General features: G+C 42.1%; 26 protein-coding genes. 17 read left to right on the top strand and 9 right to left on the bottom strand.

Going from position 1 to position 25,996, the window contains the following annotated elements:
- Positions 1–321: 321 nt before the first annotated feature.
- Positions 322–1,785 carry a cysteine--tRNA ligase gene (cysS, locus tag VIM89_RS06525; RefSeq protein WP_488155334.1) on the top strand — a complete coding sequence of 488 codons (1,464 nt, stop codon included), beginning with the start codon at positions 322–324 and terminating at the stop codon, positions 1,783–1,785.
- A gap of 160 nt (positions 1,786–1,945) precedes the next feature.
- On the top strand, positions 1,946–2,809 hold the full coding sequence (locus tag VIM89_RS06520) for a DUF4440 domain-containing protein (RefSeq protein ID WP_488155333.1): 864 nt from the start codon (positions 1,946–1,948) through the stop codon (positions 2,807–2,809).
- An 84-nt stretch (positions 2,810–2,893) separates the two neighbouring features.
- On the opposite strand, the gene VIM89_RS06515 is transcribed toward VIM89_RS06520, so the two are convergent.
- Positions 2,894–3,856: an AAA family ATPase gene (locus tag VIM89_RS06515; RefSeq protein ID WP_488155332.1), complete on the bottom strand. Its 963-nt coding sequence runs from the start codon at positions 3,854–3,856 to the stop codon at positions 2,894–2,896.
- A 6-nt stretch (positions 3,857–3,862) separates the two neighbouring features.
- Positions 3,863–5,302: a peptidylprolyl isomerase gene (locus VIM89_RS06510; RefSeq protein WP_488155331.1), complete on the bottom strand. Its 1,440-nt coding sequence runs from the start codon at positions 5,300–5,302 to the stop codon at positions 3,863–3,865.
- A gap of 128 nt (positions 5,303–5,430) precedes the next feature.
- On the opposite strand from VIM89_RS06510, the gene VIM89_RS06505 reads away from it, so the two are divergent.
- Positions 5,431–5,952: a hypothetical protein gene (locus VIM89_RS06505; protein WP_488155330.1), complete on the top strand. Its 522-nt coding sequence runs from the start codon at positions 5,431–5,433 to the stop codon at positions 5,950–5,952.
- Between the two features lie 3 nt (positions 5,953–5,955).
- Positions 5,956–6,540, top strand: coding sequence for a non-canonical purine NTP diphosphatase (locus tag VIM89_RS06500; protein ID WP_488155329.1), 585 nt, complete (start codon positions 5,956–5,958; stop codon positions 6,538–6,540).
- Between the two features lie 30 nt (positions 6,541–6,570).
- Here the strand turns inward: VIM89_RS06500 and VIM89_RS06495 are convergent, their stop codons facing one another.
- Positions 6,571–6,720 (bottom strand): AP2/ERF family transcription factor, encoded by a 150-nt coding sequence (locus tag VIM89_RS06495; protein ID WP_488155328.1) that lies wholly within the window; start codon positions 6,718–6,720, stop codon positions 6,571–6,573.
- A 257-nt stretch (positions 6,721–6,977) separates the two neighbouring features.
- The gene (locus VIM89_RS06490; protein ID WP_488155327.1) at positions 6,978–9,593 is read right to left on the bottom strand and encodes an OstA-like protein; all 2,616 of its coding nucleotides are present in this window, start codon (positions 9,591–9,593) and stop codon (positions 6,978–6,980) included.
- Positions 9,594–9,644: 51 nt separating this feature from the next.
- On the opposite strand from VIM89_RS06490, the gene tilS reads away from it, so the two are divergent.
- Together tilS and VIM89_RS06480 are read left to right on the top strand one after the other, a co-directional pair.
- Positions 9,645–10,979 (top strand): tRNA lysidine(34) synthetase TilS, encoded by a 1,335-nt coding sequence (gene tilS, locus VIM89_RS06485; protein ID WP_488155326.1) that lies wholly within the window; start codon positions 9,645–9,647, stop codon positions 10,977–10,979.
- The gene (locus tag VIM89_RS06480; protein WP_488155325.1) at positions 10,976–11,467 is read left to right on the top strand and encodes a hypothetical protein; all 492 of its coding nucleotides are present in this window, start codon (positions 10,976–10,978) and stop codon (positions 11,465–11,467) included. The genes tilS and VIM89_RS06480 overlap by 4 nt, the downstream gene beginning before the upstream one ends.
- A 225-nt stretch (positions 11,468–11,692) precedes the next feature.
- Here VIM89_RS06480 and VIM89_RS06475 read toward each other — a convergent pair whose 3' ends face one another.
- Positions 11,693–12,655 (bottom strand): isopenicillin N synthase family dioxygenase, encoded by a 963-nt coding sequence (locus VIM89_RS06475; protein WP_488155324.1) that lies wholly within the window; start codon positions 12,653–12,655, stop codon positions 11,693–11,695.
- Between the two features lie 233 nt (positions 12,656–12,888).
- Between VIM89_RS06475 and VIM89_RS06470 the strand changes: the two genes are divergently transcribed.
- The 5 genes from VIM89_RS06470 (at position 12,889) to VIM89_RS06450 (ending at position 18,244) form a co-directional block, all read left to right on the top strand.
- Positions 12,889–14,460 (top strand): DUF6600 domain-containing protein, encoded by a 1,572-nt coding sequence (locus tag VIM89_RS06470; RefSeq protein WP_488155323.1) that lies wholly within the window; start codon positions 12,889–12,891, stop codon positions 14,458–14,460.
- 75 nt (positions 14,461–14,535) lie between these two features.
- On the top strand, positions 14,536–14,994 hold the full coding sequence (locus tag VIM89_RS06465; protein WP_488155322.1) for a thioredoxin family protein: 459 nt from the start codon (positions 14,536–14,538) through the stop codon (positions 14,992–14,994).
- A 243-nt stretch (positions 14,995–15,237) separates the two neighbouring features.
- The gene (locus VIM89_RS06460) at positions 15,238–17,232 is read left to right on the top strand and encodes a KUP/HAK/KT family potassium transporter (RefSeq protein WP_488155321.1); all 1,995 of its coding nucleotides are present in this window, start codon (positions 15,238–15,240) and stop codon (positions 17,230–17,232) included.
- 216 nt (positions 17,233–17,448) lie between these two features.
- Complete coding sequence (locus VIM89_RS06455) at positions 17,449–17,760, top strand: hypothetical protein (RefSeq protein ID WP_488155320.1); 312 nt, start codon at positions 17,449–17,451, stop codon at positions 17,758–17,760.
- Between the two features lie 31 nt (positions 17,761–17,791).
- Complete coding sequence (locus VIM89_RS06450; RefSeq protein ID WP_488155319.1) at positions 17,792–18,244, top strand: 3-oxoacyl-ACP synthase; 453 nt, start codon at positions 17,792–17,794, stop codon at positions 18,242–18,244.
- On the opposite strand, the gene VIM89_RS06445 is transcribed toward VIM89_RS06450, so the two are convergent.
- Together VIM89_RS06445 and cysC are read right to left on the bottom strand one after the other, a co-directional pair.
- Positions 18,241–19,071, bottom strand: coding sequence for a sulfotransferase (locus VIM89_RS06445; RefSeq protein ID WP_488155318.1), 831 nt, complete (start codon positions 19,069–19,071; stop codon positions 18,241–18,243). The two genes, VIM89_RS06450 and VIM89_RS06445, sit on opposite strands and share 4 nt — an antisense overlap.
- A gap of 21 nt (positions 19,072–19,092) precedes the next feature.
- A complete protein-coding gene (cysC, locus tag VIM89_RS06440; RefSeq protein ID WP_488155317.1) occupies positions 19,093–19,659 on the bottom strand; it encodes an adenylyl-sulfate kinase in 567 nt (188 codons plus the stop codon).
- A 258-nt stretch (positions 19,660–19,917) separates the two neighbouring features.
- Between cysC and VIM89_RS06435 the strand changes: the two genes are divergently transcribed.
- Positions 19,918–20,322: a response regulator gene (locus VIM89_RS06435; RefSeq protein ID WP_488155316.1), complete on the top strand. Its 405-nt coding sequence runs from the start codon at positions 19,918–19,920 to the stop codon at positions 20,320–20,322.
- Between the two features lie 373 nt (positions 20,323–20,695).
- On the opposite strand, the gene VIM89_RS06430 is transcribed toward VIM89_RS06435, so the two are convergent.
- On the bottom strand, positions 20,696–21,106 hold the full coding sequence (locus VIM89_RS06430; protein WP_488155335.1) for a BrxA/BrxB family bacilliredoxin: 411 nt from the start codon (positions 21,104–21,106) through the stop codon (positions 20,696–20,698).
- 223 nt (positions 21,107–21,329) lie between these two features.
- Here VIM89_RS06430 and VIM89_RS06425 point away from each other — a divergent pair, with 223 nt between their 5' ends.
- From VIM89_RS06425 to VIM89_RS06405, 5 genes are all read left to right on the top strand, one after another.
- The gene (locus VIM89_RS06425) at positions 21,330–22,208 is read left to right on the top strand and encodes a M23 family metallopeptidase (protein WP_488155315.1); all 879 of its coding nucleotides are present in this window, start codon (positions 21,330–21,332) and stop codon (positions 22,206–22,208) included.
- Positions 22,209–22,270: 62 nt separating this feature from the next.
- Positions 22,271–22,822: a bactofilin family protein gene (locus VIM89_RS06420; RefSeq protein ID WP_488155314.1), complete on the top strand. Its 552-nt coding sequence runs from the start codon at positions 22,271–22,273 to the stop codon at positions 22,820–22,822.
- Between the two features lie 54 nt (positions 22,823–22,876).
- The gene (gene ahcY / locus VIM89_RS06415) at positions 22,877–24,196 is read left to right on the top strand and encodes an adenosylhomocysteinase (protein ID WP_488155313.1); all 1,320 of its coding nucleotides are present in this window, start codon (positions 22,877–22,879) and stop codon (positions 24,194–24,196) included.
- Between the two features lie 143 nt (positions 24,197–24,339).
- Positions 24,340–24,549, top strand: coding sequence for a hypothetical protein (locus tag VIM89_RS06410; protein ID WP_488155312.1), 210 nt, complete (start codon positions 24,340–24,342; stop codon positions 24,547–24,549).
- The gene (locus VIM89_RS06405; protein ID WP_488155311.1) at positions 24,534–24,917 is read left to right on the top strand and encodes a type II toxin-antitoxin system VapC family toxin; all 384 of its coding nucleotides are present in this window, start codon (positions 24,534–24,536) and stop codon (positions 24,915–24,917) included. The genes VIM89_RS06410 and VIM89_RS06405 overlap by 16 nt, the downstream gene beginning before the upstream one ends.
- 12 nt (positions 24,918–24,929) lie before the next feature.
- On the opposite strand, the gene VIM89_RS06400 is transcribed toward VIM89_RS06405, so the two are convergent.
- Positions 24,930–25,691: a carboxypeptidase-like regulatory domain-containing protein gene (locus tag VIM89_RS06400; RefSeq protein ID WP_488155310.1), complete on the bottom strand. Its 762-nt coding sequence runs from the start codon at positions 25,689–25,691 to the stop codon at positions 24,930–24,932.
- Positions 25,692–25,996: the final 305 nt, after the last annotated feature.

Raw genomic sequence — 25,996 nt, 5'->3', positions numbered from 1 at the left:
CCTCTTCATTAAGAACACGTTACCCATAAGAAAAGGCCGGGCCTTTGAGAGAACAATAAAAAATAAACACTCAAAAAGTAAATTCCGAACCTATTCAAACTTTAAACCAGCATACTAATCCTTAACTTAATGACATTGCTCGTAGAGGCAAACTCTTTTTTATAATTTTTCTACAAAGCGGTAGCCCCTTTGGGGCATTAATCACATCTGTCGTTATCATGTTAATGTTATAATCAAATTCTTGCAAACAAATGATAAAAAACTTTTGTGAGCCTAAGGGAGATTTACAGGTGGCTGTAAAAAAATCGTAAGTTTGCCCACATGGATCAAAGCCTGTTTATTTACAATACTTTAACCCGTACCAAAGAGAAATTCGAAGCCATTAACCCGCCTCATGTGGGTATGTATGTTTGCGGTCCTACTGTTTACAGCGACGTGCATTTAGGTAATTGCCGCACATTCATTTCATTCGACCTAATATTCAGATATCTTACTCATTTAGGATATAAGGTTCGTTACGTGCGCAATGTGACCGATGCGGGCCATTTGGAAGGGGATGCAGGCGACCAGGGAGAAGATAAGATATCGAAAAAGGCTAAACTGGCCCAGCTGGAGCCAATGGAGATCGTTCAAAAGTATACTGTTGGCTTTCATGATATCATGAGGGTATTTAATGTGTTGCCGCCAAGCATCGAACCTACTGCTACGGGGCATATCAGTGAGCAGATCGAGCTGGTTAAAGTGATCCTAGAGCATGGTTATGCTTATGAAGTAGATGGCTCCATTTATTTTGATGTAGAAAAATATAGCAAGGATCATAATTATGGCATATTGAACAGGCGCAACCTGGAAGATATGATCAACAATACCCGCGACCTGGGCGGACAAGATGAGAAACGCGGTCCATTGGATTTCGCTTTATGGATCAAGGCTAAACCAGAACACCTGATGAAATGGCCGTCTCCATGGAGTTTGGGTTTCCCGGCCTGGCACCTGGAATGCTCTGCTATGAGTAATAAATACCTGGGTCATCATTTTGATATTCACGGTGGTGGTATCGACCTGATGCCGACCCATCATACCAACGAAATCGCCCAAAATGTGGCAGCCTGCAATACCATGCCGGTCAACTATTGGGTGCATACCAATATGCTGACGGTGAACGGTCAAAAGATGTCAAAATCCTTAGGGAACAGTTTTTTGCCACAGGAGCTTTTTGAGGGTAGTCATACCTTGTTGAATAAAGGTTATAGTCCTATGACCGTGCGCTTCTTTATGATGCAGGCACATTACCGCAGCACGCTCGACTTTAGCAATGAAGCAATGGAAGCGTCAGAAAAAGGTTTCAAACGCCTGATGAATTCGTTTACATTGCTTGATAATCTGAATGCATCAAATACTACTGAAATTGAAATAGCCCCATTGCAACAGCGCTGCTATGATGCGATGAATGATGATTTTAACAGCCCGGTTTTGATTGCGGAACTGTTTGAAGCATCGCGCATCATCAATTCGGTTTATGATAATAAACTGAAGATCGACGCAAAAAACCTGGAACTATTAAACAAGCTGATGAATGATTTTATCATCGATGTTCTCGGCTTGAAGAATGAGCAAGCTGCAAACGATGATCTGCCTAAAGTATTGGATATGATCGTCGGCCTGCGTAACGGAGCCAAAATGAATAAGGATTATGCTACATCAGACAGGATAAGAGATGGCTTGCAGCAGATCGGTTTCCAGCTAAAAGATGGCAAAGAAGGCACTACATGGAGCAAAATGTAATGCTTATGAATAATGATTATAAATATTAAACCATTGTAATTTTAGCCGATCGAAACCGTTAATAATTTCGATAATAAAAAACTTAAACCCAAACGGCGGGTTAATACAGCCATACAGCAGTTTGACTTTTATTAGTAAATTGCCAAACCTTTTTTAGCCAATGAAACGATTTATCTTAATTGCATTTTTATTTGTTAGTCCCTTAATAATTTTTGCGCAACAGAAAGTTGCGCAGATAAGCACGGTAATAGACGCCGAGCACGCTTTTAAAAAACAGGTTGAGCGTAAGGGTATAAAAGATGCATTCTTATCAGTAGCCGATCCTGAGGGCATTGTGTTTAAGCCCGAAGTAGTGAAAATAACCGATTTTTATAACTCTATTGACAAACAGCCCGGCACTTTAAGCTGGGAACCGAAGTTTGCACGTATCTCAGCCAATGGTGACCTGGCTTTTACAGCCGGTCCGTACATTTATCAGAATGGAAAGTCGGAAGACGATAAAGTATATGGTGACTATGTGTCCATCTGGCGCACCGATATCGAGGGCAAAATGAAACTTCTGATCGACCTCGGTATACAGCATCCCGAAAGCGAAAACCAGGAGTTAACTGATTTTAAAGAACCTGATACCGCTAAGCGTACTGCTCCAAGCAAAGATCCATTTAATGGTCGGAGTGTAATTATAGGCACTGATAAGACATTTAATCACGCATTGACACTTTCGGCATTAGCTACTTATAAAGAATTTCTAAGTCCCGAAGCCCGTTTTTACTTTCCTGGTTTTGAGCCGATCTCTGGTCAGGATAAGATCATGAAATTCATTGACAACGAGGCTATCAGCATCACAGCTGAAACCATCAACGTTGGTCGTGCAACCAGTAATGACTTGGCCTACAGCTACGGCCGTGCCCGCATCAAAAAAGGCGAGATCGTAAGCAACTACAACTACGTACGTATCTGGGAAATCGACAAGGATCACAAATGGGATGTGGTGCTGGAGATATTCTCGGCGGTGGAGCAATAGGGTTGTAGTTAATCAGTTAACCGGTGATTAGTTATCAGGTTGTTAAATTGTTTTAAAACTGATAACTGGTTAACCAGTCACTGATCACAACAGTTTCGCAATAATATCATCAGCTGTCAACCCCTCCGCTTCCGCGTGATAGCTGCGGATGATGCGGTGTCTTAGAACAGGTTTGGCTACAGCCTGAACGTCTTCAATATCCGGAGAGTATTTGCCATGTAACACTGCGTGGCATTTAGCGCCTAATATCAGGAATTGAGAAGCGCGTGGGCCTGCGCCCCAGTTCAGTAATCTTTTTACTTCCGGAGAGGCCAGATCGCTGGTAGGACGGGTTTTAGTAACCAGTTTGACAGCGTATTCTAATACATTATCAGTGACGGGTATATTTCTTACCAAATGCTGGAAGTAGATGATCTGCTCCGCATTCAAAACTTTCTTTACATCCGGTGTGGCATCACTTGTGGTGTTTTTAACGATCAGAAGTTCCTGTTCCAGCGTAGGGTAATCCAGCGACACATTGAACATGAAACGGTCAAGCTGTGCTTCAGGCAGGGGATAAGTACCTTCCTGCTCGATTGGGTTTTGAGTTGCAAGAACAAAAAACGGTTGTGAAAGCTTATGTGTTGCCCCGGCTACTGTAACCGCTTTTTCCTGCATGGCTTCAAGTAGCGCTGCTTGTGTTTTAGGCGGAGTACGATTTATTTCGTCAGCAAGGATAATGTTTGAGAAAACAGGCCCTGCGATAAATTTAAAATTGCGGTCCTCGCCTAGTATTTCTGATCCGATAATGTCGGAAGGCATCAGGTCGGGTGTAAACTGGATACGGTTAAAATCAAGGTCGAGTACCTGGGCTACAGTTTGCACCAGCAAGGTTTTTGCCAGACCAGGAACACCAACCAGCAAGCAATGCCCGTTGCTGAAGATAGAGATCAACACCGCTTTTACTACTTCATCCTGCCCGATGATCACTTTATGTATCTCGGAAAGAATTTGCTTGTAGGTATCCCTCAAAGCATCTGCTGCTTCAACGTCGGTGCGGTGCTGCATATCGTATTATAGTTTTATTTGTGCTGCCAGCGGGGTATTTGCCCATCCTTTAAGAACAGGGCAACCCTGGTATTCAGGATCGATCTTGATGAAGTTCTCTTTTCTTCTTTTCTCGAACCACTCGCTCACAGTTCTGTTGATCTTATCTGATAAAGCTACTTCTTTTATTTTAGGGAAATCCTGTTTCAGGTTAGCTTTGTGCGCATCTGTGACAGATTTCAGGTAAAGTATCTTATAGCTCTTTTTACCGGTTTGATCTGTAAAAAGTTGTGGTTTTGATATCGAACCCACTTTCATGGTATCTACTATCAAAGCAATCTGCGGATCGAGTTTATCAGTTGGAATATAAGTGGTGCGGGTTTCCACGTTATCAGCGTTCAGCATCATACCGCCATTGTATTTAGTCTCTTTATCGTCCGAATAAAAGGATGCAGCAGCGGCGAAAGTGACACTTTTGTGTTTCATCATGTCATCGTAAACAGTGTCGGCCCTCAGTTTTGCCCGGTCAACGGCTGCTTGGGTAACCGCAGGCATGATCAGGATATGGCGCACATGTACCTGCTCGCCTCTTCGCTCAATTACCTGTAAAAAGTGGAAACCATACTCAGTTTCAAACACGGGTGAGATATCTCCGGCTTTAAGCTTAAATGCCCATGCAGCAAATTCCTTTACAAAAGTGGTACGGTCGGCAAAGCCCAAATCACCACCATCGGGCGCAGAACCGGTGTCCTGTGAATACAGGCGGGCAAGCGCACCAAAGTCTTCACCTTTTTTTACACGGTCCAATAGCTCTTGTGCTTTTTGTCTGTAAGCCTCTTTCTCCTCTTTGGTTAGTTTTGGGTTGATCTGTATTACACCCACTTCAACCTCTTTATTGTAAGTAGGCAAGCTGTCTTTTGGGATCGAGTTAAAGTATTTTTCAACGTCGTATGGAGTTACGCTGATCTTCTCAGTTATCTTATTCCGCATTTTGCTTGCGATCATATTCTCCTTGATATCCGGGCGCAATTCGTCTTTATATTGCAAGGTCGAACGGCCTAAGAATTGCTCCAGCCTTTCTTGGCCACCTGCACGGGCAATCATGCCACGCATACGGCGATCCAGCTCATTATCAACTTCATCATCCTTTACAGTAACACTATCGATCACAGCCTGTTGAGCAAGGAGCTTCTGGGTCATCTGGTTACGCAGGATAATACATTTGATCGATGCATCAGGCGGGTTGCCACTAGCCAGGTAATTGGCATATTGCAACTCTATATCCGATTGCAAAATAATACTGCTACCCACTACGGCGGCTATTTTATCCAACACTTTTCTTGGTCCTGTGGGGGCTTGTGGTTGAGTCGCAGCGGCTGCCTTTTTTGAAGTATCAGCAGGCGTTTGCGCGAAGGAAATAGAAATTGTTAAAATAGTAAGTAAAATGGCTGTCCCGAACTTTCTCATTTATATTTTATCTGTCTGCGAAATATGCAAAGGTGCAAATTTAACAATAATCTGTTTATTAATAATTTGTGCGAATATGCTTATAAACGCTCAAACAATTATCTATTTTTGGTTAAAAATTGTTAAAAGTGAAAGTTGAAAGCGGTCAGGCACTACGTTTTATACTCCAGGATGAAATTTACCTGCTTAATGAAGATAAGTTAAACTATGTTAAACCTGATAATCAGCAGACCTTAACTCCTCAACCCCAACCTGAAACAGTAACGCCAAAGCCCGTTTTTAATTATCTCGGCGCCAATAAAAAACGCTTCCTGGTATTAACCCATTATGCTGATCATGATTTCATTGCTGATGACCATCTTGCAGCTCTTGAAGCCGTACTTGGACGTAAAAATCATACCCGTGAAGACGTTGCAATACTGAACCTGGTAAAAAACAAATCAGAATTTGCCGATCTGCTTGCTCATTTTAAGCCTCAAACTATACTAATCCTCGGGCAGCAATCTATCCCGGCAGGTATCAATCAGCCTAAATTCAATCAAATTGAAAAACGTGACAACATAACCCTGTTATACACCTTCGCTTTTGATGCGATGATGAACAACGTGGACAATAAAAAGGCCTTTTGGGAGCAGGTGAAAAGTTTATAATCTATGTCTCTAAAACTAGTTTTTGCTACCAACAACCGCCATAAGCTGGAGGAAGTATCCCATAAAATCGGTAATCATTTTGAACTGTTGACGTTGAATGATATCGGCTGCACAGAAGATATAGAAGAAACGGGGACAACCTTTGAGGAGAACGCTGTCATCAAAAGCAAATACGTGTATGATAACTATCATTTGAATTGCTTTGGCGACGACAGCGGCCTTGTTATTGACGCCTTAAACGGCGAGCCCGGCGTTTACTCCGCACGCTATGCCGGCGAGTATGGTAACCATGCAGCCAATATCAAAAAGGTATTAGCTAAACTGGAAGGAATTGAAAACCGGAAAGCCAGATTTGTTACCGTGATCTCGCTGATGTGGGAAGGAAAAGAACACGTTTTTGAAGGCACAGTAGAAGGAACTATCCGTCAGGAAACTACAGGCTCCGGAGGTTTTGGTTACGATCCAATCTTTCAACCCGACGGCTACGATATCACCTTTGCCGAAATGAGCATGGATGAGAAAAACAAGATCAGTCACCGTGCAAGGGCAATGGAAAAGCTGATCGGTTTTCTGCAGGCCATAGAATGATTTAAAATCAGGAAGTTTTATGCCCTGAAATTAATGATGCTTGAAATACTGAATTTCCCTTTCGTGTTTTTTAGCATCTTCCATTGAATCGAAAGTACCGAGGTTTCTGCGCTTATGCGTATCAGGATCAACTTTTCTTGAATATATGCGGTATTTACCGGATTTTAATTTTCTTATCATAGCTGGTTAGTGATTTTTGTAGTTGCTTGCCCCCAATTATATAGATATATGATAAGCAACAAACTACCTCAACTAGTGTTTTTCCCAGGGAACGTGTTGTGTGTTGGTCGGGATTTAACGGCGTTGGTCGGGATTTATAATCCACGACCTGGAAAGTGGCGGATTTGCAATCCGCGAAGGTGTTTGTTACGGGGATTACAAATCCCCAATTATTGTAGTCCGGGATTATAAATCCGGACTAACGTTCGTTATTGTAGCTATTGGGCCTTCGGCTTATTCACTGTACTATCCTTCTTCACTTCCGGTTCTTTCTTTGCAGGAGATTTTAGCGTCGTATCAGCCTTCAGCTTCACTGCACTGGTGTCCTTCTGCAATTTCACCGCACTGGTATCTTTCCCGGCTTTTATCTCAGGCAGCTTTTCCGACGGCTGCTTATTGTCGCTCGTATCCTTTGCTGCTTTGCCATCCGATGGTTTATTTAATGGGGGCTTCTTACCATCCGTTGGTGCCTTGTTTTTATCAGCAGGTTTTTTAGCAGGTTCTTTTTTCTTTGGAGCCGTGATCTCTTCTTTAGAAGCAGGCCTTTCCTTCGGTTTCCAAAGGAAGCCTTTTAATATCTTGTCATCCTCGGTAAATTTATCTAATGGCCCGTAACGGTGCTCTGGTTTTGCAAGGAAGGTGACATCAGTCAGTTTGCTGTCCTTAAAATTGATCCTGATACGACTGCTTAGCGACCGTTGCATGCCGCTTACTTTTCCGCTGTCGCGCGAGAAATAAATAGTTTCCGCATTGCCGTCAATAAACAGGCGCTCAAGTTTGTCATTGTTAAAGAAACCACGCATCTTTTTACCTGCCGATTGATTAAAATGCGTCGAGTCTCCTTTTTCAATATTGACGACAAATGCATTAGGGAACAACTCAATATTATCAAACTTCTTATTCTTCAGCTGCAGGTTAATCGTATCCCCTGATAGCTGCGAGCCTTGTGTCCAGATGATAGGATGCACATATAGTCGAATAACCGAGTCACTGGTACTATAAAATGCCGAGTCGGATTTTCCCTGGAGGTCTGACTTGAATAATTTTACATGATGAAAAGCGCTGAGTATCCTTATACGCGCCGTATCAGCCAAATTAACTTTTCGCGTGACATATACAGAATCCGATGCCTTTTTTATTTTCGCCAGGCTGTCCTTTTTTGCTAGTTTTAAGCTATCCTGTTTTGTAAGTTTCTTTTCAGGCTGCTGCTGTTGCGCTTGCGGCGGCTGCTTCGCATACTTATTCATGCTTCCCGGTGTAATTGGAGTAGGGGGTGTGGCACTTGGTTTAGTCGGCGCATTCGCTTTGGCTTTTTTATCTTTTTTGCCGCCTTTGGCCGAAAAATCAACTTTTGCAGAATCTCTTCGTGCTATCCCCGCTAATATTTCGGGTTTGATTTGAGTTAATAAATTACGGTGCAAGGCGGCAGTGTCAGGATGAAATACCGGTGGTAATAGATCGATCTCCTTCACCGGCTTGGTATATACTATGGATGGCGCTTTCTTTGTGGTATCAACTATGTGCGAAAGCCTAATTTTCTCCTGGATGTCTTTTAACTCTTTGTAGGTTAATACCCGCGTTTCGAGCGTATCCGCCGTCATATAAATAGAGTCGTGCTTGATTCGCGTGGTATCCTTCTTTAAAAGACTATCCGGAAGCTTACTTTTCAGATCAGGCTTCTTTCCTTTTTTGTTTTTATCGGGAATGGAATCTGATTTACCTTTTGGAATTTCCTTCAAAGGCATTGTATTCGCCGGTGCATTTGTCTTATTATCTGGCTTGGCTGCCTGCTTTGATTTATCAGGAGTGGCAACTGTTTTCGCCGGGGGAGCTTTAGTCTTACTGGTATCAACTTTTGCTTTCTTATCAGCTATCGTGACCGGCTTTGGCGGGACAGAATCCTTTTTGGAAGTATCCTTTTCCTCCGTCACAATAATACCATATGCATTTTCGGTAACTACCGTTCGCTCGTCTGCTTTAAAGTAAGTGCCGAGATCGCCCTTAAGGGTCATTTTTTGCTCATTGTCATTAAAGGTGATATTCTTTACCACTCGGCCATAGCCTTTCTTGCGGTCATAAAACATACTATCTCCCTTTAACGTCTTTGGCCCCTGGCTATAGAGGTTTTTCTTCCCGAAAAAAGCCTGTTCGGTTACGGTATTGTAATAGCCGTTTTCGGTGTAAAGTGTATCATTGTCCTTCGGATTGGGTTTGGATTTGTCGCCATCCTTCTTCTTGCCATAAATGTGCGTGGGACCATAGAAGTAAGCGATCTTTGAATTGGTATTGTAGCGCAGCGTATCTGTTTTTGTGGTCGCATCCGGGCTTAATAGCACCACATCGTAGCGGAAATAGGAATCCCTTGAATTGGCAAAATAATAACCGTTTTTACTCGTAAGCGTGTTATCCTTATTCACTAGTTTACCGCCATTGGTATAAGTGCCGTATTTAGTTGCTGTATTATAGGTAAGATAGTTGGTAGTGAGCGTAGCGTCCTTATCCACCATGCGCACATTATCGGTAAGGATGGCGATCTTGGTGTTCCCGTTATAGTTCAGCTTGTCCGAATAAATATTCAGCGTATCACCCTGGCTGATCACTACGTGTCCAAATGCATCAAAAGTATTTTGCGCCTGGTGAAAGTAAGCGCTGTCGGAGGTCAAAGTAGAATAATCCTGCTGAAAAGTACCGCCATACACCTTCAATACATCCACTCCGTTAATCTTAACGCCCTGTATGCTTTTGGATTTGATGAGGTTGATGACCGATTTTTTTTGGGCCATTACCGCGGTTACCAACGTCAGTAATAATAAGGTGAACAAGTATTTCCTCACGGGCGCAAAATTAGTTTTTTGGATGGGGTTATTAAATTAATAATTTTGGTGATGCTGCCGGTTAAAAATTTCATTGATTTTATTGAAAAAAATGCACTGTTTAATCGCGACAGCAACATTCTGGCGACTGTCAGCGGTGGTATGGATTCGGTTGTTATGGTTCATTTGCTAAAGGCCGCAGGCTATCAATTCAGCATAGCCCACTGCAATTTCCAGCTTAGGGGCGACGAAGCTCTGTCCGATCAACAGTTTGTAAAGGATCTTGCGGGTAAATTGGGCGTGCCATTTCACACCATAAACTTTGATACCAAAAAATATGCCGCTGACAAAAAGATATCGATACAAATGGCTGCCCGCGAGCTTCGTTATCAATGGTTTGCAGAGTTATCACAACAATCCGGTTACGAGGTAGTCGCCCTGGCGCACCATCAAAATGATACCATTGAAACTATACTGCTAAACCTTACGCGGGGGACAGGCATTGCCGGCCTGCATGGGATATTGCCTAAAAATGGGTCTATAGTGCGTCCTTTAATGTTCCTAAAACGAGATGATATACAGGATATTGTAAAGGCGGAAAATTTGGCATATGTAGAAGATAGCTCCAATAGCTCAACCAAATATGCCCGGAATAAGATACGCCTGGAGGTAATTCCTAAACTAAAAGAGCTCAACCCGGCGCTGGAAGATACCTTTGAAAATAACCTGAAGCATTTCCGTGGACTTGAAATATTGTTAGAGCAAAAGCTGGATGAATTACGGAAAAGCATATTCACTTTTTATGGTGAGGAGATTCATATCTATATTGATGAGGTAAAAAAACTTCAGCCACAGCTTTTGTTGCTTTACGGTTTGCTTCAAGTATATTGTTTTAATGAAAGCACCGTTGAAGACTTAATCGACTCATTGGATAAGCATTCGGGCAGGGTATTCGTATCGCCGGGTTTTATGTTGCTGTTGGACAGGGAAAAATTGATCCTTGCAAAAAGACGGGCGGTACCAAATCAACCGGTTGTAATTAAAAAAGATCAGCATGAAGTAAAATTCAATAATTACCGGTTGAATATTCTGCATGATGATTCGCCATTAATTATTAAGGATAATCCGTTAGCTGTATCCATCGATACTGATTCGCTGATCTATCCGTTAACCTTACGTCATTGGAGCGAAGGTGATCATTTTCACCCGCTTGGTATGAAGACGAGGCAGAAACTAAGTGATTTTTTTGTACACCAAAAAGTGCCATTGCATGAGAAATCACAGATCCCGCTTTTGGTGAATGGCAATGATGAAATTATCTGGATAGGAGGATACCGGCCGGATGACAGGTATAAAGTAACTGCGAAAACTAAAAAAGTTACTATCTTCGAACTGTTTAAATTATGACTGTAGAAAAACCGGTTTTTGTTGAGAAGCAATATCTCGGCCGCGAGTGGATACCCGTTACCATCCGCCTGGTGCTGGCTACATTCTGTTTTGCTGCCTACACTTTCGACTTTTTCTCAGATGAACAGAATAAATCGGAGATTTTAGCCGTGGTGGGGTTTGGTATTATCATCATCTCCATTATCATGGGTTTCCTGCTGCATTTCCGCACCCGCGTTTATAATAAAAGCATATTAATAGACGGTCTGTGGACTACCCGCCTTGTAAAAATCGACCTGAATAGTATTGTGAAAGTTGAAAAAGGTAAATACAGCCGCTATTTTCTGAACAATCCGGTTTATAACCTGCACCAAAAAGGCACCATCCGCTTTTATACCTCCGGAAGCGATGCCATCCACCTCACCGACCGTGATGGATTGGTATACATCATCGGCTCACGTCATACTGATGAGTTTTTGAGAGCTATTAATGGGGAAATGAAGAAGTAACAGTTGGCAGTTCTCAGTTTGCAGTGTGCATAAAAAAACTATGTCATTTCGAATCCGCAGAAAGGGTTAAGTTATGGGTGCGGATGAGAAAACTTCTACGCCATGAATAGCGGATTTGTCTATCGTATAAGTTTTCTCCTCACCCCAAGGCGCAATTCCACCTCAAGTTCGTTCGAAATGACATCGGTTATAACTACTGCGAACCGCCTACTGCAAAATTGCCAACTATTTCTTCAATCCAATCTCCCTCAGTCTCTCATCCAAATACTCACCTGCTGTCATATCACTATACAACTTCGGATGTTCAGCATCAATGCATGATTCCAAACTGGTCAAATTCATATCTGACTTTGGATGCAAAAAGAAAGGAACGGAATAACGGGAGTTTTTCATTTCTTCACGCGGCGGGTTTACTACGCGGTGGGTAGTTGATTTCAATTTATTGTTGGTCAGGCGCTGCAGCATATCACCCACGTTTACTACGACATCTTCGCCATGCGCTTTAACCGGGAACCATTCATTTTCGCGGGTTAGCAATTCAAGACCATCAGCGCTTGCACCGATCAGTAACGTGATCAGGTTGATGTCTTCATGTGCGCCAGCTCTAACTGCATCCGGTGGTAATGCATCCGGGTTTTCAATAGGAAAGTAATGCAGCGTGCGCAGGATAGAGTTGCCATTATGTACTTTATCATCGAAGTAATTTTCAGGCAGATCAAGGTAAACGGCGATAGCGCGTAACAAATGTTGCCCGGCACTCTCCAGTTTTTGATACACCTCGCGGGTTGTTGAGTTAAATTCAGGGAGCTCTGTTACGGTCAAATTTTCGGGATACTCATTCTTAACCGGGTCATTATCAGTCACTGTCTGACCGATCTGCCAGAACTCTTTGAGGTCGGGTACTTTAAAACCTTTGGCGGTTTCCTTGCCTTTGCTGGTGTAGCCACGCTGACCTGCCAACTCGGCTTTTTCATATTTTAATTTAACATCTTCTGGTAATTTAAAAAGACTGATCACCTGCTGGTATAGCTTGTCTATCAGCTCTTTACTCAATCCGTGATTCGTAATAGTAACAAAGCCGGTGTCGTTAAAAGCCTGGCCTATTTCATCCGAAAAGCGTTTCTTTTGTTCAAGGGTACCATTAATATAAGTATTCAGATCTAGTCTTGGAATATGAACTGTATTCATAGTGTTAATGTATTGAGACGAACAAAAATATTAATTAATGCCCCACATCAAAATCCTGTGAATAAATATTGGTCATGCGAGTGTAATGCATCGGCATATAATTTGTAAAACAATTATACGGTTAAACGTTTTATTGTTTTACTAATCAAAATATATATAAATATTATAGAATATGAGCGATGGGTATTATAGAATACGATACCTTCGCCAGTTCAAAAAACAATATCTAACTAATGAAAAGCTTAAGTAAAATATGGGGAATTGGTTTGCTGGTGATGCTATTATCACTGGTTGTCCCCGGCAAAAGTATGGCCCAGGGGGGCTATATTTCTGACCAGGAATTTTACGATCAACTGGGGCCTTACGGTACTTGGGTGAGCGATCCGCAATATGGCGAGGTTTGGGTACCGGATGTTGACGGCGACTTCAGGCCTTATGCTACACGCGGCCACTGGGTAGTTACCGATTATGGTAACACCTGGGTATCTGATTACGAATGGGGCTGGGCTCCTTTCCACTACGGCCGCTGGCGTTATGATGATTATTATGGCTGGGAATGGATACCGGGCCACGAGTGGGCACCTGCATGGGTGAGCTGGCGTCATGGCGGCGGCTACTATGGCTGGGCGCCTTTAATGCCGGGTATTAGTATAAGTGTATCCATAGGCGGCGGTTATGATGTGCCTGATTATTACTGGACATGTGCACCACAGGCTTATATTACCAGTCCGGTGATATATAATTATTATGTGCCGCGTACCCGTTCGGTAACTATTATTCGTAACACTACGGTTATCAATAATACTTACGTGAAGAATAATGTAACCTATGTAAGTGGTCCGCGTGTGCAGGAGATCAGGCAGGTTACCCACAATAATAATGTGAGGGTATATAATATTAATAATGCCAGCAGACCGGGTGTCGCAAGGGTATCACGTAATACAGTAAACATTTATCGCCCTGCCGTACAAAAAGCACCGAATGCACGTCCGGCAAGGGTAGTGGATGCCAGTGCATACCGTAATGCACACCCGAATCAGAAAATTGCTAACGGTGGTGGCTTTAATCATACAGCTGCTGCTCACCTGGCAACTGTAGCACGCAGCAATACGCCTGATAATAAAGTAGTACGTGTGAATAATAGACCAGCTGCCGGTGGTCAGCCTGTAAATCGTCCTGCGCCAAACCGTCCGAACGGTGTGCAGCCAAACAGGGCTAATCAACCCAATGGGAACGCTGCACAACAACGTCAGCAACAGCAGGCTCAACAAGCTCAGCAGCGTCAACAACAGGCTGCGCAGCAGCGTCAGCAAAATGCTAATCGCGAGCAACAACAAAGGGCAGAACAACAGCGTACGCAGCAGCAGCGCCAACAACAGCAGGCTCAACAGCGTCAGCAACAAGCTGACCAACAACGTCAACAGCAACAAGCACAACAACGTCAACAACAGCAGGCACAACAAGCTCAACAGCGTCAGCAACAAGCTGACCAACAACGCCAGCAACAGCAAGCACAGCAGCGTCAACAACAGCAGGCACAACAAGCTCAGCAACGTCAGCAGCAAGCTGCACAACAACGCCAGCAACAGCAAGCACAGCAGCGTCAGCAACAGCAAGCACAGCAGCGTCAACAACAGCAAGCACAACAGGCTCAGCAACGTCAACAACAAGCTGCGCAACAACGCCAGCAGCAGCAAGCGCAGCAGCGTCAACAGCAAATGCAGCAGCAAAGGCAACAACGTCCGCAGCAGCAACCGCGCGAACAGCAGCCGCAACGTGAAAGAAAGCCGAACGAAAGACGTTAATGCTGTTTATATTTAAATAACAAATAGCACATATATTCGTAAAAGGTATATGTGCTATTTTTATGCACCAATAATATGATGAAATACAAAAAACTGCTTTTAGGAATTATCTCGTTTTTCCTGTTAATCGCTTTTCAGACTACTGCACATGCGCAGGATCAGAATACAGATAATTCAAAGATCGTATTTATTGAAGATGACTGGAACGAGGCACTGAAGCAAGCTGCTGCACAACATAAATATATATTTGTAGATGCCTACGCTACATGGTGCGGTCCATGCAAAATGCTGAAAGCTACCACCTTCAGAAATAAGACAGCTGCTGAATTTTATAATAAAAACTTCATCAATATCGCTATTGACATGGAAAAAGGCATGGGCCCTCAATTGGCAGCTCAATGGGGTATGCAGGCCTACCCAACCCTCATCATTTTTAACTCCAAAGGCAATCCGGTTTTAGGCACAGTAGGTTACATCAAAGCCCCCGACCTGATCAAATTTGGCGAGGCTGCACTGAAAAAAAGTAACCTCTAATTGGAATTTTTTATCCTGTAGTAAGATTTATCAAAAGTTTAACGGAGGGCCGTTGCTTTTTTGCAATTGCTATTTTTTGCCTTTATCATCTGGCTGTAATTATTTAATTAATAATTTACTGACTGTTTTTTTAACATAAATCCGGGGATTTATTCAACTCTTTTAGAAAATCACAATAATTAACTTGCTTGATATAAGTAGATTAAATACATTTGCGCGCTTTTAATACCCTTAATTGGTCGCATGAACCCCCATCTTAAAAAAGTTTCAGCAGCAGGCCTGCTGATCACCCTCGGAATCATTTTCGGGGATATTGGAACGTCCCCCCTTTACACATTTCAAACACTGTTGCAGGAGGGCGGCACCTCAAGTGTTGATTTTGTTTATGGCGCTATATCCTGCGTTTTCTGGACGCTGACATTGCAAACAACTTTCAAGTACATTTTTATCACCCTGCAGGCAGATAACCACGGTGAAGGTGGTATTTTTTCGTTGTATGCATTGGTTCGGAGGTATGGCAAATGGCTGGCCATACCAGCCATCGTTGGCGCAGGCACCCTGCTTGCCGACGGTATTATTACTCCGCCTATCTCGGTAGCATCAGCTATCGAAGGCTTGGGCCAGGTACCAAAACTGGCGAACATAATGGTGCCGGGAAGCTGGCTTATTATAGGGATCGTCATTGGTATTATACTCCTGCTGTTCTTTTTTCAGCAATTTGGTACAAAAGTGGTTGGCGCTGCATTCGGTCCGGTAATGTTCATTTGGTTTTTAATGATCGGCGTACTTGGCGCCATGCAGGTATCGCACAACCTTGGCATATTGCAGGCTTTAAGTCCATACTACGGAATCAAGATGCTGATCACCCATCCTAACGGTTTCTGGCTTTTAGGCGCGGTTTTCCTATGTACAACTGGTGCCGAGGCATTGTATTCAGATCTTGGCCACTGCGGACGGAAGAATATTCAAATGGCCTGGATATTTGTAAAAACCTGCCTTGTACTTAATTACCTGGGACAAGGTGCCTGGGTGCTTTCACAGCCAACACGTCCGAATTTTGCACTGGTCAATCCATTCTATGCCATCGTACCACATACCTTTTTGATACCAAGTGTCATCATCGCAACATTCGCTACGATTATTGCCAGTCAGGCGTTGATAAGTGGTTCATTTACGCTGATAAGTGAAGCGATAAGCATGAATTTCTGGCCTCGTATTGCTGTGAAATATCCGTCCAACGTACGCGGACAAATTTACATCCCGGCTATCAACTGGGTATTGTGTTTTGGTTGTGTGGCGGTGACTTTATACTTCCAGACATCGTCAGCCATGACTGCGGCTTATGGTTTCTCCATTACCATCGCCATGCTGATGACCACCATCCTGATGTATTATTATATGCGTTTTAAACGGCATTGGCCCATCTGGCTGGTTACCATCATACTTTGCGTATTTGTTACTGTTGAGTTTTCGTTCTTCCTGGCAAACTCGGTTAAAATTCTTAAGAGATTGTTCTTCCTGGTGTTTGAGTTTGGCTTGATATTTACCATGTATGTATGGTTCAAGGCACGTAAGATCAATAACCGCTTCCTGCATTTCATTGACCTGCAGGATCAGATCCCGCTGCTAAAAGCGCTGAGTGCAGATGAAGGGGTATCTAAATATGCTACACATTTGATTTATCTAACCAAAGCAAACAACAGCAAGCAGATAGAGCAAAAAATAATGTATTCCATCTTTAGCCGTAAACCTAAGCGGGCTGATATTTACTGGTTTGTACACATAGAGCGCATGGATGATCCATACACAATGGAATACAGTGTGGAAGAGATTGAAGAGAACAAAGTGATCCGTGTAGAATTCCGGCTAGGGTTCAGGATACAACCACGTGTGAATGTGCTGTTCAGAAAAGTTGTGGAAGACATGGTGTCGCGAAATGAGCTGGATATTCTAAGCCGCTATGAGTCGCTGAAGAAATTTCATATGGCAGCCGACTTCCAGTTTGTTATCATCGAGAAATTCCTTTCTTATAATAATGAATTCAGCATTTCCGAAGGCTTTATCCTTAACAGTTATTTTGCGATCAAAAAGCTGGCGCAAAGCGAAGCAAAAGCCTTTGGTTTGGATACCAGCGAAACACGGGTCGAAAAGATACCGCTTATTGTTAAACCGGTTAGCAATATTGTTTTAAAGCGGGTCGACCCGGTATCGCACTATAACAGAGGCGAATCATATTAAGATATTTCTGATAATATTTGTATACATAACTATTTCCATAATAGCGATTTGCAAAGCTTATATGCAGCTCCGGATATTTCCGGGGCTTTTTTCTTTTCAGATAGATTTGTTTTTTTGAGCTTGTTTCATATATTTTTGCTTATGTAATAGCTATTTATGCTATTGCTTTAACTACCCTGTAAAAAACTAAATCCCCTCAAATCTGTTTACCTAAACATGGCTCAGAATGTATATTTATTGGCTACCGATCCCAACAATTCATGCAGGGATGTAATTCATTCAAGAGATACTGACTTGAAAGTCAGGGTATTTTGCCTTGATAAAGAGGAGTTTCACCAGGATTCAGGCGAGATACAACTTTATGGATTGTGTGATGAGGGCCTGTATGCTTTTGAAACCATTGGTATTGCTTCGGATGACGCTGTGGATATTGTGGAAGCTATTCAATGGTATGCCGATTATATTCATTGCCCCGAAATGGAGATATTACCCGAGGATCCCCGCCAGGGTAAAGAAATAGCCATGTAATTTCTTATTATTATTTACGTTTACCCCCATTATGACAAACCTAAAAAAGGACCTGTACACGCTTTGCGTTAATTATGTAAAAGCACGTATTGAAAATGCGAAGCAGGCAATTCAGGATGCGCAGCAATCCGCTGATGAAGAAACCAAAAGCAGTGCAGGGGATAAATATGAAACCGGCCGCGAAATGATGCAGCAGGAGACCGACCGCAACCAGGCACAATTAAATGAAGCTAATAAATTACTGATCGCATTAAACCAGATCAATATTGATAGTTCTTCATCATCGGCTGCTCCGGGTAGCCTGGTGATAACTGACAATGGTAAATTTTATTTATCGATTAGTGCGGGAGCCCTTAACTTGAATGGAGAGGGTTATTTCGCTGTTTCACCGGCATCACCCATAGGAACTAAATTACTGGGACGCAAAACCGGTGACGAATTCAACCTGAACGGTAAGTATTATAAGGTTAAAGAAGTAGTTTAATGTATAGTGATGTGCTTTTTTAGCTCTCCGGTAATACTTTTAGCTTTATCTATTAGCTCTTTATCATCGATATAGCTGTCCACATTGAAGGCTTTGCTTAATAAGTTTTTCTTATACACTTCGTTAAACTCATGGTATTGCAACTTGAAATGCCATTTACCTGTCAGGAAGGAAAAGACCTCCTTATCGCTTTTTTCAAGCAGGGAGTAGTTAACTACCATATAATCCTCAGGAGCAAGCTCTTTTAGTGTATTTAAGATGTGCTGATTGTATTCTATATATACTTTCAGGTAATCTGCGGCATGTTCCTTATAAAATTTATGTGAGGTTTTGCGGCGCCTGAAGTACAACCAGAGAAAGCGCTGTAATTTTTTTCCGCGTAAATATTTTTCTTCGTATTCGGCAAAATCTCTTTTTAAAAGCGAATAAACCACTGCCGCATAATCGCGTACGATAACGAGGTATTTGGAATTCGGCAGTAATTCGCGGTAAAGATCTAAAAACAGGCACGTACGGGGCTCTTTCCATCCCCATTGACGGTAAAGTTGATTTTTTACCTTGATAACGCTTTTTAGTTTCTCAAGCTGATAAATTGAGATGTCGATCACCTTGTCATAAACATATCCTGTAGCAGGAAAGGCGTTGCTGGTCAGGATCTCTTCATGCATCCTTAAAAATTCAACATCTTCGAAATGTCCTTCTACGTTACCGTTTCCTGCTTCAAGCAAATGCTCACCCAATTGTAAACCACACCGGTATAACCAGTTTGAAATAAGGGAGGTGCCCGAGCGGTGCATCCCTACAACCATAAGCGTTTTCGATTGCATCAGTTAATTTTATCCGGTTAATCAGACTGCAACATTTACAAAAGGATTAATGCCATAGTTCTCTTTTATAATATTTCGCAAAACGAACGTATAAACCTCATCAGTGCTTTGTTTAATATTTAACTGGCTGGTATTGATATAAAGGTCAGGGTTTTCAGGTATTTCAAACGGATCGTTAATGCCTGTCAGATTTGATATTTTATCTGGATGACCATCTGGTAATAAGGCCTTTTGGTAAAGCCCTTTTGTGTCCCGTTCAATTAAAACATTGATATCACAATCAATATGAACCACTTTAACGCTGGGATAAGTCTCAATAAGTTCTTTGCGGATATCATCGTATGGGTTAATAGCACTTACAATGGTAACAATATTCTGTGATGAGAATTTATTGGCGATAAAACCCAGCCGTCGTATGTTTTCATTGCGGTCTTCGCGGGTATAGCCAAGGTCTTTAAATAACTTCTGACGATATTCATCAGCATCAATAATTTCGACAGGTACGTCAGCACGTCCAAGCTTGTTTTTCACGTGGGAAGCAAGTGTAGACTTGCCGGCTCCCGATAACCCACAAAGAAGTAGAATCATAGTTTTATCCAATTAATTTCCATGAATGCGCTTCCACTCAAAGGGGGTAACAAGTGGTTTTAGCAAAAAACATCTGTAAAACGTATTGGTTTACAAATATTGCCTAAGAATCGATAGAAAGGGCTTATGTATCGATTGTTTTACAAGGCTGCTGTAGCACAAACCCGTGTTAATACGTAGCAAATACCGTGAAAATACTACGTGATATGTCGTTAAAGCCTTTTAAATTTGATTGTAAAAACTTTATGACGACCCGGCATGAAGAAACTTATTTTCATAGACGATAGCCCGTTGGATCATTTTATTCTGAAAAGAATATTAAATAAATATCAGCTCGAGTACGAGGTAATGTGCACGGCAAACGGCGCCGAGGTGATCAGTTTCCTGGAGCAGAACAAAAAGAACCCCGATCAACTGCCGGATGTAATATTAGTTGACTTGTACATGCCGGGATTTAATGGATGGAACTTCTTAGACAATGTACAGTATTTATATCCCTTACTCACTAAGCCTGTAAGAATATATATTCTATCCTCTTCCATCAATCCACAAGACATGGAACAAGCAGGTCAATATTCATATGTCAGGTCATTTATTTTTAAACCAATCACTAAAGAAGTGCTGGAAAAACATATTGATGAGGAGTCATCTGAGGTTGCTTAATGGTTTATTTATCGAGCAAAAGTTAGTCTGGTTAACTCAAATGAAAATTTGTATAGTTAACTCATAATCAACCGATAATAATTAACAATTGACGCAAAAATGTTGATAAAATCTTGCAGGAGAGTGCAAACAATTCGGTAATTTTATGATATGAAGCAGTTGGTAGTAATCCTTATCATTTCGACCCTTCTTTATTTGGATGGGTCCATCAGAATGGGCAAGCTGCGGGAAGAGTGATTTTAATCCTAATAATTTAAACCAAGTTACCCCTGCTTGAATTAAAGTATACCCGCTAATGCACTTTCAGGAATAAGAAAGCCGGGAATTCCAGTTTTCTTATTCCTGAAGCACTATTATATATCCTGTAATCAGATTAGCAATATTGTTCAAACGCGCCGATCAGGTTATCGGCGATCATTTGTGCCGGGCGGCCTTCAATCTGGTGACGCTCGATCATGTGAACCAGTTTGCCGTCTTTAAACAGAGCCATAGCAGGTGAGGATGGCGGATAAGGCAGCATATAATTACGTGCAGTATCAACCGCGTCTTTTTCCATACCGGCAAAAACGGTTACTAGTTTATCAGGATGCTTAGCATTTTGTGAGGCGATCCTTGCAGCGGGGCGGGCATTGGCAGCAGCGCAACCACAAACCGAATTCACCATCACAAACACGGTGCCTTCACTCTCAATGGCGTTTTTTACGGCATCCGCATCTTTTAATTCTTCAAAACCTACTCTTGTCAGTTCCTCTCTCATCGGAGCAACCAGGTATTCCGGGTACATCATCACTTTTAAAAATTAAATTTTTGGTAAAAGTACTAAATGATTTAAAAGTAAAATATTTCTGCTCAGAATAATAACATTTATCTGACGAAACCCGTATAAAACTGTAACACTGATTTTTGTTGTGAGGGAGACTATTTTTTGCGCACAGGAATCAAAATAAATTGATTTTTTGTGCGTCTATTGTCTTATATTCATGCCCTATTAACCCCCTAACTAAGATATGAACCTGAAACTTACAAACTTCAGTACCATCATCATTGTCAACAAAAATCAGGAGCAAACCCAGGCTATCCGGGTAAAAACCAAGCACCTGAAAAGAATGAAGCACTACATTGCTTCTGTCGTACTGGTTATCGTAGCACTTGTCGGAACAATTGTCTACCTGAACTCAAAAGACAATGACAGTCAGCAGGAAAAACAGAAACTCCTATCACAGATTGCCCAATTAAAAGGTAAAGTATCAACGGCGACAGCATTGACCGATGCTGCTACTGCATCAACCAATTCTGCAACCGGTTACATTCAATCTATTCAAAGCAAGCTTGAGAAAATAAACGACTACCTGAGAAAAAGAGGATTGAAAGGTTTCTCTACCAACTCAATCGGCGGCGACAAGAATATTGCCTCAGCCAGCATGAGCGACAATGAGAAATATTCTTTATATGACGAGTACATGAGCCGCCTGCTTAACAGCGTGGCATTTACTCCGATGGGTTATCCCCGCTTAAGTTCTATTACTTCGGCATTTGGTTATCGCAGTGATCCGTTTGATGGGGAAAGTGCAGAGTTGCATCCCGGTATAGATTTCAGAGGGGCCACAGGCGACCCGGTACACGTAACCGCTGATGGTAACGTAGTTTTTACAGGACGCAAAGGCGGTTATGGTAATTGCATCATTGTTCAGCATAAAAACGACTTCCAGACGCTTTACGGGCACTTGTCACACATCGATGTAAAGGAAGGACAATCGGTAAAAACCGGCGATGTAATAGGCAAGGTGGGTTCAACCGGACGTTCTACAGGGAGCCATTTACATTATGAAGTAAGAAAAAATGGAAAACCCATTAACCCTGTGAAGTTTTTAACGTTAAACAACTAAAAATCCTTAGCGGGTGCAGGCCGGTAGGTTCCGGCTGACAAATAACTAATAAAACTACGGCAATGTTTAGAAAGAAAAATAAAGTTGATCTGAGCCAGCAAGTAATATCTACGCTAATTAGCGAAGGTTGTGTTTTTGAAGGGAACTTGAGAGCGCCGGCCAATGTGCGGATAGAGGGACAGATACTGGGCGATGTAACCATCGACGAAGGACTGATACTGGGCGAAAAAGGCGTGGTAAAGGGTAGTGTTATCACTAAGGAATTGATTGTTTATGGCCTTATTCACGGGCATGTAAATACCCATTCATTAGAAATCAAAAGTACAGGCCGCATTACCGGCGATATCAAAACACAAGTATTACAGGTTGAACCGGGAGGCTCACACAATGGTAAGCTTTCTATGTCGCCGTCACACGATAATACAGCCCTCAGGAGCATGAAGCCTGAAAATGCTGCAGCTAATGGTAAGGATGCCAAAAATGGCAAACCTGAAAATGGCGCTGCAAATAAGGTTGTAAAGCCTGAAGTAGTAAATGGCAATGGCTCAAAAGATGTAAAACCAGAAAGTGTTGCTGTAGAAAAGCAGCCTGAAAAAGCAGAGGCAATGGCCTGATTTCATTAAGATATTTCTATTGCATACCTTTGCAATTCAAAAATCTTAAATGATATGTCGTCATCTGTAGAAACTACTTACATCAAATACAAAGTAAAAGATTTATCGCTGGCCGAGTGGGGCCGCAAGGAGATTGGTCTTGCCGAGGCAGAAATGCCTGGCTTAATGGCTTTGCGTGCCGAATATGGCCCGTCTCAGCCGTTAAAAGGCGCCCGTATTGCAGGCTGTCTGCACATGACTATCCAGACTGCGGTTTTGATCGAGACCCTGCAGGCTTTGGGTGCGGAAGTTACCTGGTCATCATGTAATATTTTCTCAACCCAGGATCATGCCGCTGCTGCTATTGCTGCTGCCGGAACTTCAGTTTATGCCTGGAAGGGTATGAATGCTGAAGAGTTTGACTGGTGCATTGAGCAAACTTTATATTTTGGTGAAGACCGTCAGCCTTTAAATATGATTTTGGATGATGGCGGCGACCTGACCAACATGGTACTGGATAAATATCCTGAACTGATTGCCGGTATCAAAGGCTTATCAGAAGAAACTACTACCGGTGTGCACCGTTTATATGATCGTGTAAAAGCCGGCACCCTGCCAATGCCTGCTATCAATGTGAACGACTCGGTTACTAAATCAAAATTTGATAATAAGTATGGCTGCCGCGAGTCATTGGTTGACGCTATCCGTCGTGCTACCGATGTGATGCTGGCCGGTAAAGTGGCTGTTGTTTGCGGTTATGGTGATGTTGGTAAAGGTTCTGCTGAATCACTAAGCAGTGCAGGTGTTCGTGTTATCGTAACTGAGATCGATCCGATCTGTGCTTTACAGGCTGCAATGGAAGGCTATGAAGTTAAGAAGTTATCAACCGCTATTGCTGAGGCCGACATCGTTGTAACAGCAACCGGTAACTGCGATATCGTTCGCGAGAAACACTTCCGCGCATTAAAAGATAAAGCTATCGTATGTAACATCGGCCACTTCGATAACGAGATCGATATGGCATGGTTGAACAATACTTATGGCAATACCAAAATCGAGATCAAACCACAGGTGGATAAATATACCATCGACGGCAAAGACCTGATCGTATTGGCTGAGGGCCGTTTAGTAAACCTGGGTTGCGCCACCGGCCACCCAAGCTTTGTGATGAGTAACTCGTTCACTAACCAGACCCTGGCTCAGTTAGAACTTTGGTTACACAGCGATAAATACGAAAACCAGGTTTACACCTTACCAAAACACCTGGACGAGAAAGTTGCCCGCCTGCACCTGGCCAAGATCGGTGTGGAACTGGAAGAACTGGATCAGCATCAGGCTGATTATATTGGCGTAGCGGTAAATGGTCCGTTTAAGCCGGAGTACTATCGTTATTAATGAGGTGAAAGGTTAAAGGCGAAAGCTGAAAGGTTTTCTGCTTGAATATATTTAAGGCACGGTTTTGGGATCGTGCCTTTTTTGTTAGAAATGCCAAAATATTTTAGGTAACTTTATAAAAATACACCATAAAGGTAACTCGTATGGATACCCTGATAATACAGCTGACTAATCAAAAAGCCATCGGACTTCTGCATGAGATGGAAGAATTGCATTTGATTAAAGTGCTGAAAGAAAATATTGCTGAAAAACCAAAGTTGTCTGATAAGTACAAAGGAATAATCAGTAAAGAGGAGGGATCTGAACTGGATGAGCATATCAAAAAAATGAGAAGTGAGTGGAACAATATCTAATTGATACAAACGTAGTTTCAGATTATTTTTCTGCTTCGCTTTCAACTGCCGGAATGACTTTTATGGATACTGTTATAGACGCTGTGCCCAATCTTTCAGTCATTACTCAAATAGAACTGCTCTGTTGGGATACTAATGCAGTAACAGAACAGAAAATTAAGGAGTTTATTGATGACAGTATTATATTGGATATTAGTACCGATGTTGTTGCCCGGTGTATAAATCTGCGCAAAGGGAAGAGAATAAAAACACCAGATGCAATTATTGCTGCTACCGCTTTAGCATATGGTTATACTATTATAACCAGAAATGAAAAGGATTTTATCAATGTGAGTGGATTGAAAATTGTTAATCCAATGAAGTTATAGAATAATGGATTATTACTCAGGTTTCTCAAACTCTAAATAACACTTCTTAATATAAATCATCATTTCATAGTCGCTCATGGTACGGGCAACCCCGGCGGATGGCCTGTATTTGTCCATAAAGTTTTGGAGGGAGTCGCCTTTGAGATGAGTTAGCTCTACCACCTTCTGCCTGGAAAATACCTGGTCGACATAATTCATTTGTTCATCTTTGAGAAGTACCTGCTGCAGCTTCGTTGTGGGTGATTTGCTTTTGCCAAGCCAATCAAAAACCTGGAGCAGGTTAACACTAAGCAGTGTCGCAGTGCTGTGGGTTGACGTGATAAAGTCGTTGTAAGGTTTAATATAACTCGAATTGGACATAAAAACATCCTTAAACTCGGTGCCTTTGTAATTGAACACTGATCCAAACTCTTTTCTTAGCTTAATGGAGTCGGTATTAGAAGGACGTTTGCCAATGATGACTACACTTTTCAATGATGTCACGGTTTGCTCTAAATAGACCGGAATGGTGTCTGCTACCTTCTGCGAATAAACCAGGAAATGTGATTTGTATCCTACGAATGAGATCTTGATAGTATCGCCACGATGAAGATTGTAGACAGTAAACACTCCCTTATCCGATGTGAAAGTTGTCTGTTTCGGGGTAATGATAGTTGCATGTGGAATAGACTGCAGCGTATTGCGATCAAGTACCCGGCCACTTAATTGCTGAGCATAAAGTGCGGGGCAGGATGCCATCAGCAAGAGCACAATTGACAGTTTTAAACTCTTCATTACAATGGGCCGATCAGGTTTAGTATAAAATTAACGGTTATTTTAGTTGACCGCTAATTTTTAACAAAACTTAACTTTTTTAAATTAATTCTTAGCCTTGTGCTTGTGTGTGACAAGGGTGTATCCCCACAAGTTTTTAGAATGCAGAAAGGTAATGGCCCGTAGGGCAATGTCATTAAGTTAAGAAAATAGCAAAGGTTACAGAATTTATAGTTTTGAGGTATCGAATCTTAAAACCAAAATCTGTAACCCAATGCTGTCTGTAAATGTAAAAATCATTGAAGAATTAAAGAACTTTTTGTTGT

This window comes from Mucilaginibacter sp. (genome assembly GCF_036568825.1).
Classification (GTDB): domain Bacteria; phylum Bacteroidota; class Bacteroidia; order Sphingobacteriales; family Sphingobacteriaceae; genus Mucilaginibacter.
This window is presented reverse-complemented; position numbering and strand designations above follow the sequence as displayed.

Bases quoted from the DNA above. Each gene is read 5' to 3' on its own strand.
- cysS (WP_488155334.1), top strand. From the start codon at position 322: ATGGATCAAAGCCTGTTTATTTACAATACTTTAACCCGTACCAAAGAG.
- VIM89_RS06520 (WP_488155333.1), top strand. From the start codon at position 1,946: ATGAAACGATTTATCTTAATTGCATTTTTATTTGTTAGTCCCTTAATA.
- VIM89_RS06515 (WP_488155332.1), bottom strand. From the start codon at position 3,856: ATGCAGCACCGCACCGACGTTGAAGCAGCAGATGCTTTGAGGGATACC.
- VIM89_RS06510 (WP_488155331.1), bottom strand. From the start codon at position 5,302: ATGAGAAAGTTCGGGACAGCCATTTTACTTACTATTTTAACAATTTCT.
- VIM89_RS06500 (WP_488155329.1), top strand. From the start codon at position 5,956: ATGTCTCTAAAACTAGTTTTTGCTACCAACAACCGCCATAAGCTGGAG.
- VIM89_RS06495 (WP_488155328.1), bottom strand. From the start codon at position 6,720: ATGATAAGAAAATTAAAATCCGGTAAATACCGCATATATTCAAGAAAA.
- tilS (WP_488155326.1), top strand. From the start codon at position 9,645: ATGCTGCCGGTTAAAAATTTCATTGATTTTATTGAAAAAAATGCACTG.
- VIM89_RS06480 (WP_488155325.1), top strand. From the start codon at position 10,976: ATGACTGTAGAAAAACCGGTTTTTGTTGAGAAGCAATATCTCGGCCGC.
- VIM89_RS06475 (WP_488155324.1), bottom strand. From the start codon at position 12,655: ATGAATACAGTTCATATTCCAAGACTAGATCTGAATACTTATATTAAT.
- VIM89_RS06470 (WP_488155323.1), top strand. From the start codon at position 12,889: ATGAAAAGCTTAAGTAAAATATGGGGAATTGGTTTGCTGGTGATGCTA.
- VIM89_RS06465 (WP_488155322.1), top strand. From the start codon at position 14,536: ATGATGAAATACAAAAAACTGCTTTTAGGAATTATCTCGTTTTTCCTG.
- VIM89_RS06460 (WP_488155321.1), top strand. From the start codon at position 15,238: ATGAACCCCCATCTTAAAAAAGTTTCAGCAGCAGGCCTGCTGATCACC.
- VIM89_RS06455 (WP_488155320.1), top strand. From the start codon at position 17,449: ATGGCTCAGAATGTATATTTATTGGCTACCGATCCCAACAATTCATGC.
- VIM89_RS06450 (WP_488155319.1), top strand. From the start codon at position 17,792: ATGACAAACCTAAAAAAGGACCTGTACACGCTTTGCGTTAATTATGTA.
- VIM89_RS06445 (WP_488155318.1), bottom strand. From the start codon at position 19,071: ATGCAATCGAAAACGCTTATGGTTGTAGGGATGCACCGCTCGGGCACC.
- cysC (WP_488155317.1), bottom strand. From the start codon at position 19,659: ATGATTCTACTTCTTTGTGGGTTATCGGGAGCCGGCAAGTCTACACTT.
- VIM89_RS06435 (WP_488155316.1), top strand. From the start codon at position 19,918: ATGAAGAAACTTATTTTCATAGACGATAGCCCGTTGGATCATTTTATT.
- VIM89_RS06430 (WP_488155335.1), bottom strand. From the start codon at position 21,106: ATGTACCCGGAATACCTGGTTGCTCCGATGAGAGAGGAACTGACAAGA.
- VIM89_RS06425 (WP_488155315.1), top strand. From the start codon at position 21,330: ATGAACCTGAAACTTACAAACTTCAGTACCATCATCATTGTCAACAAA.
- VIM89_RS06420 (WP_488155314.1), top strand. From the start codon at position 22,271: ATGTTTAGAAAGAAAAATAAAGTTGATCTGAGCCAGCAAGTAATATCT.
- ahcY (WP_488155313.1), top strand. From the start codon at position 22,877: ATGTCGTCATCTGTAGAAACTACTTACATCAAATACAAAGTAAAAGAT.
- VIM89_RS06410 (WP_488155312.1), top strand. From the start codon at position 24,340: ATGGATACCCTGATAATACAGCTGACTAATCAAAAAGCCATCGGACTT.
- VIM89_RS06400 (WP_488155310.1), bottom strand. From the start codon at position 25,691: ATGAAGAGTTTAAAACTGTCAATTGTGCTCTTGCTGATGGCATCCTGC.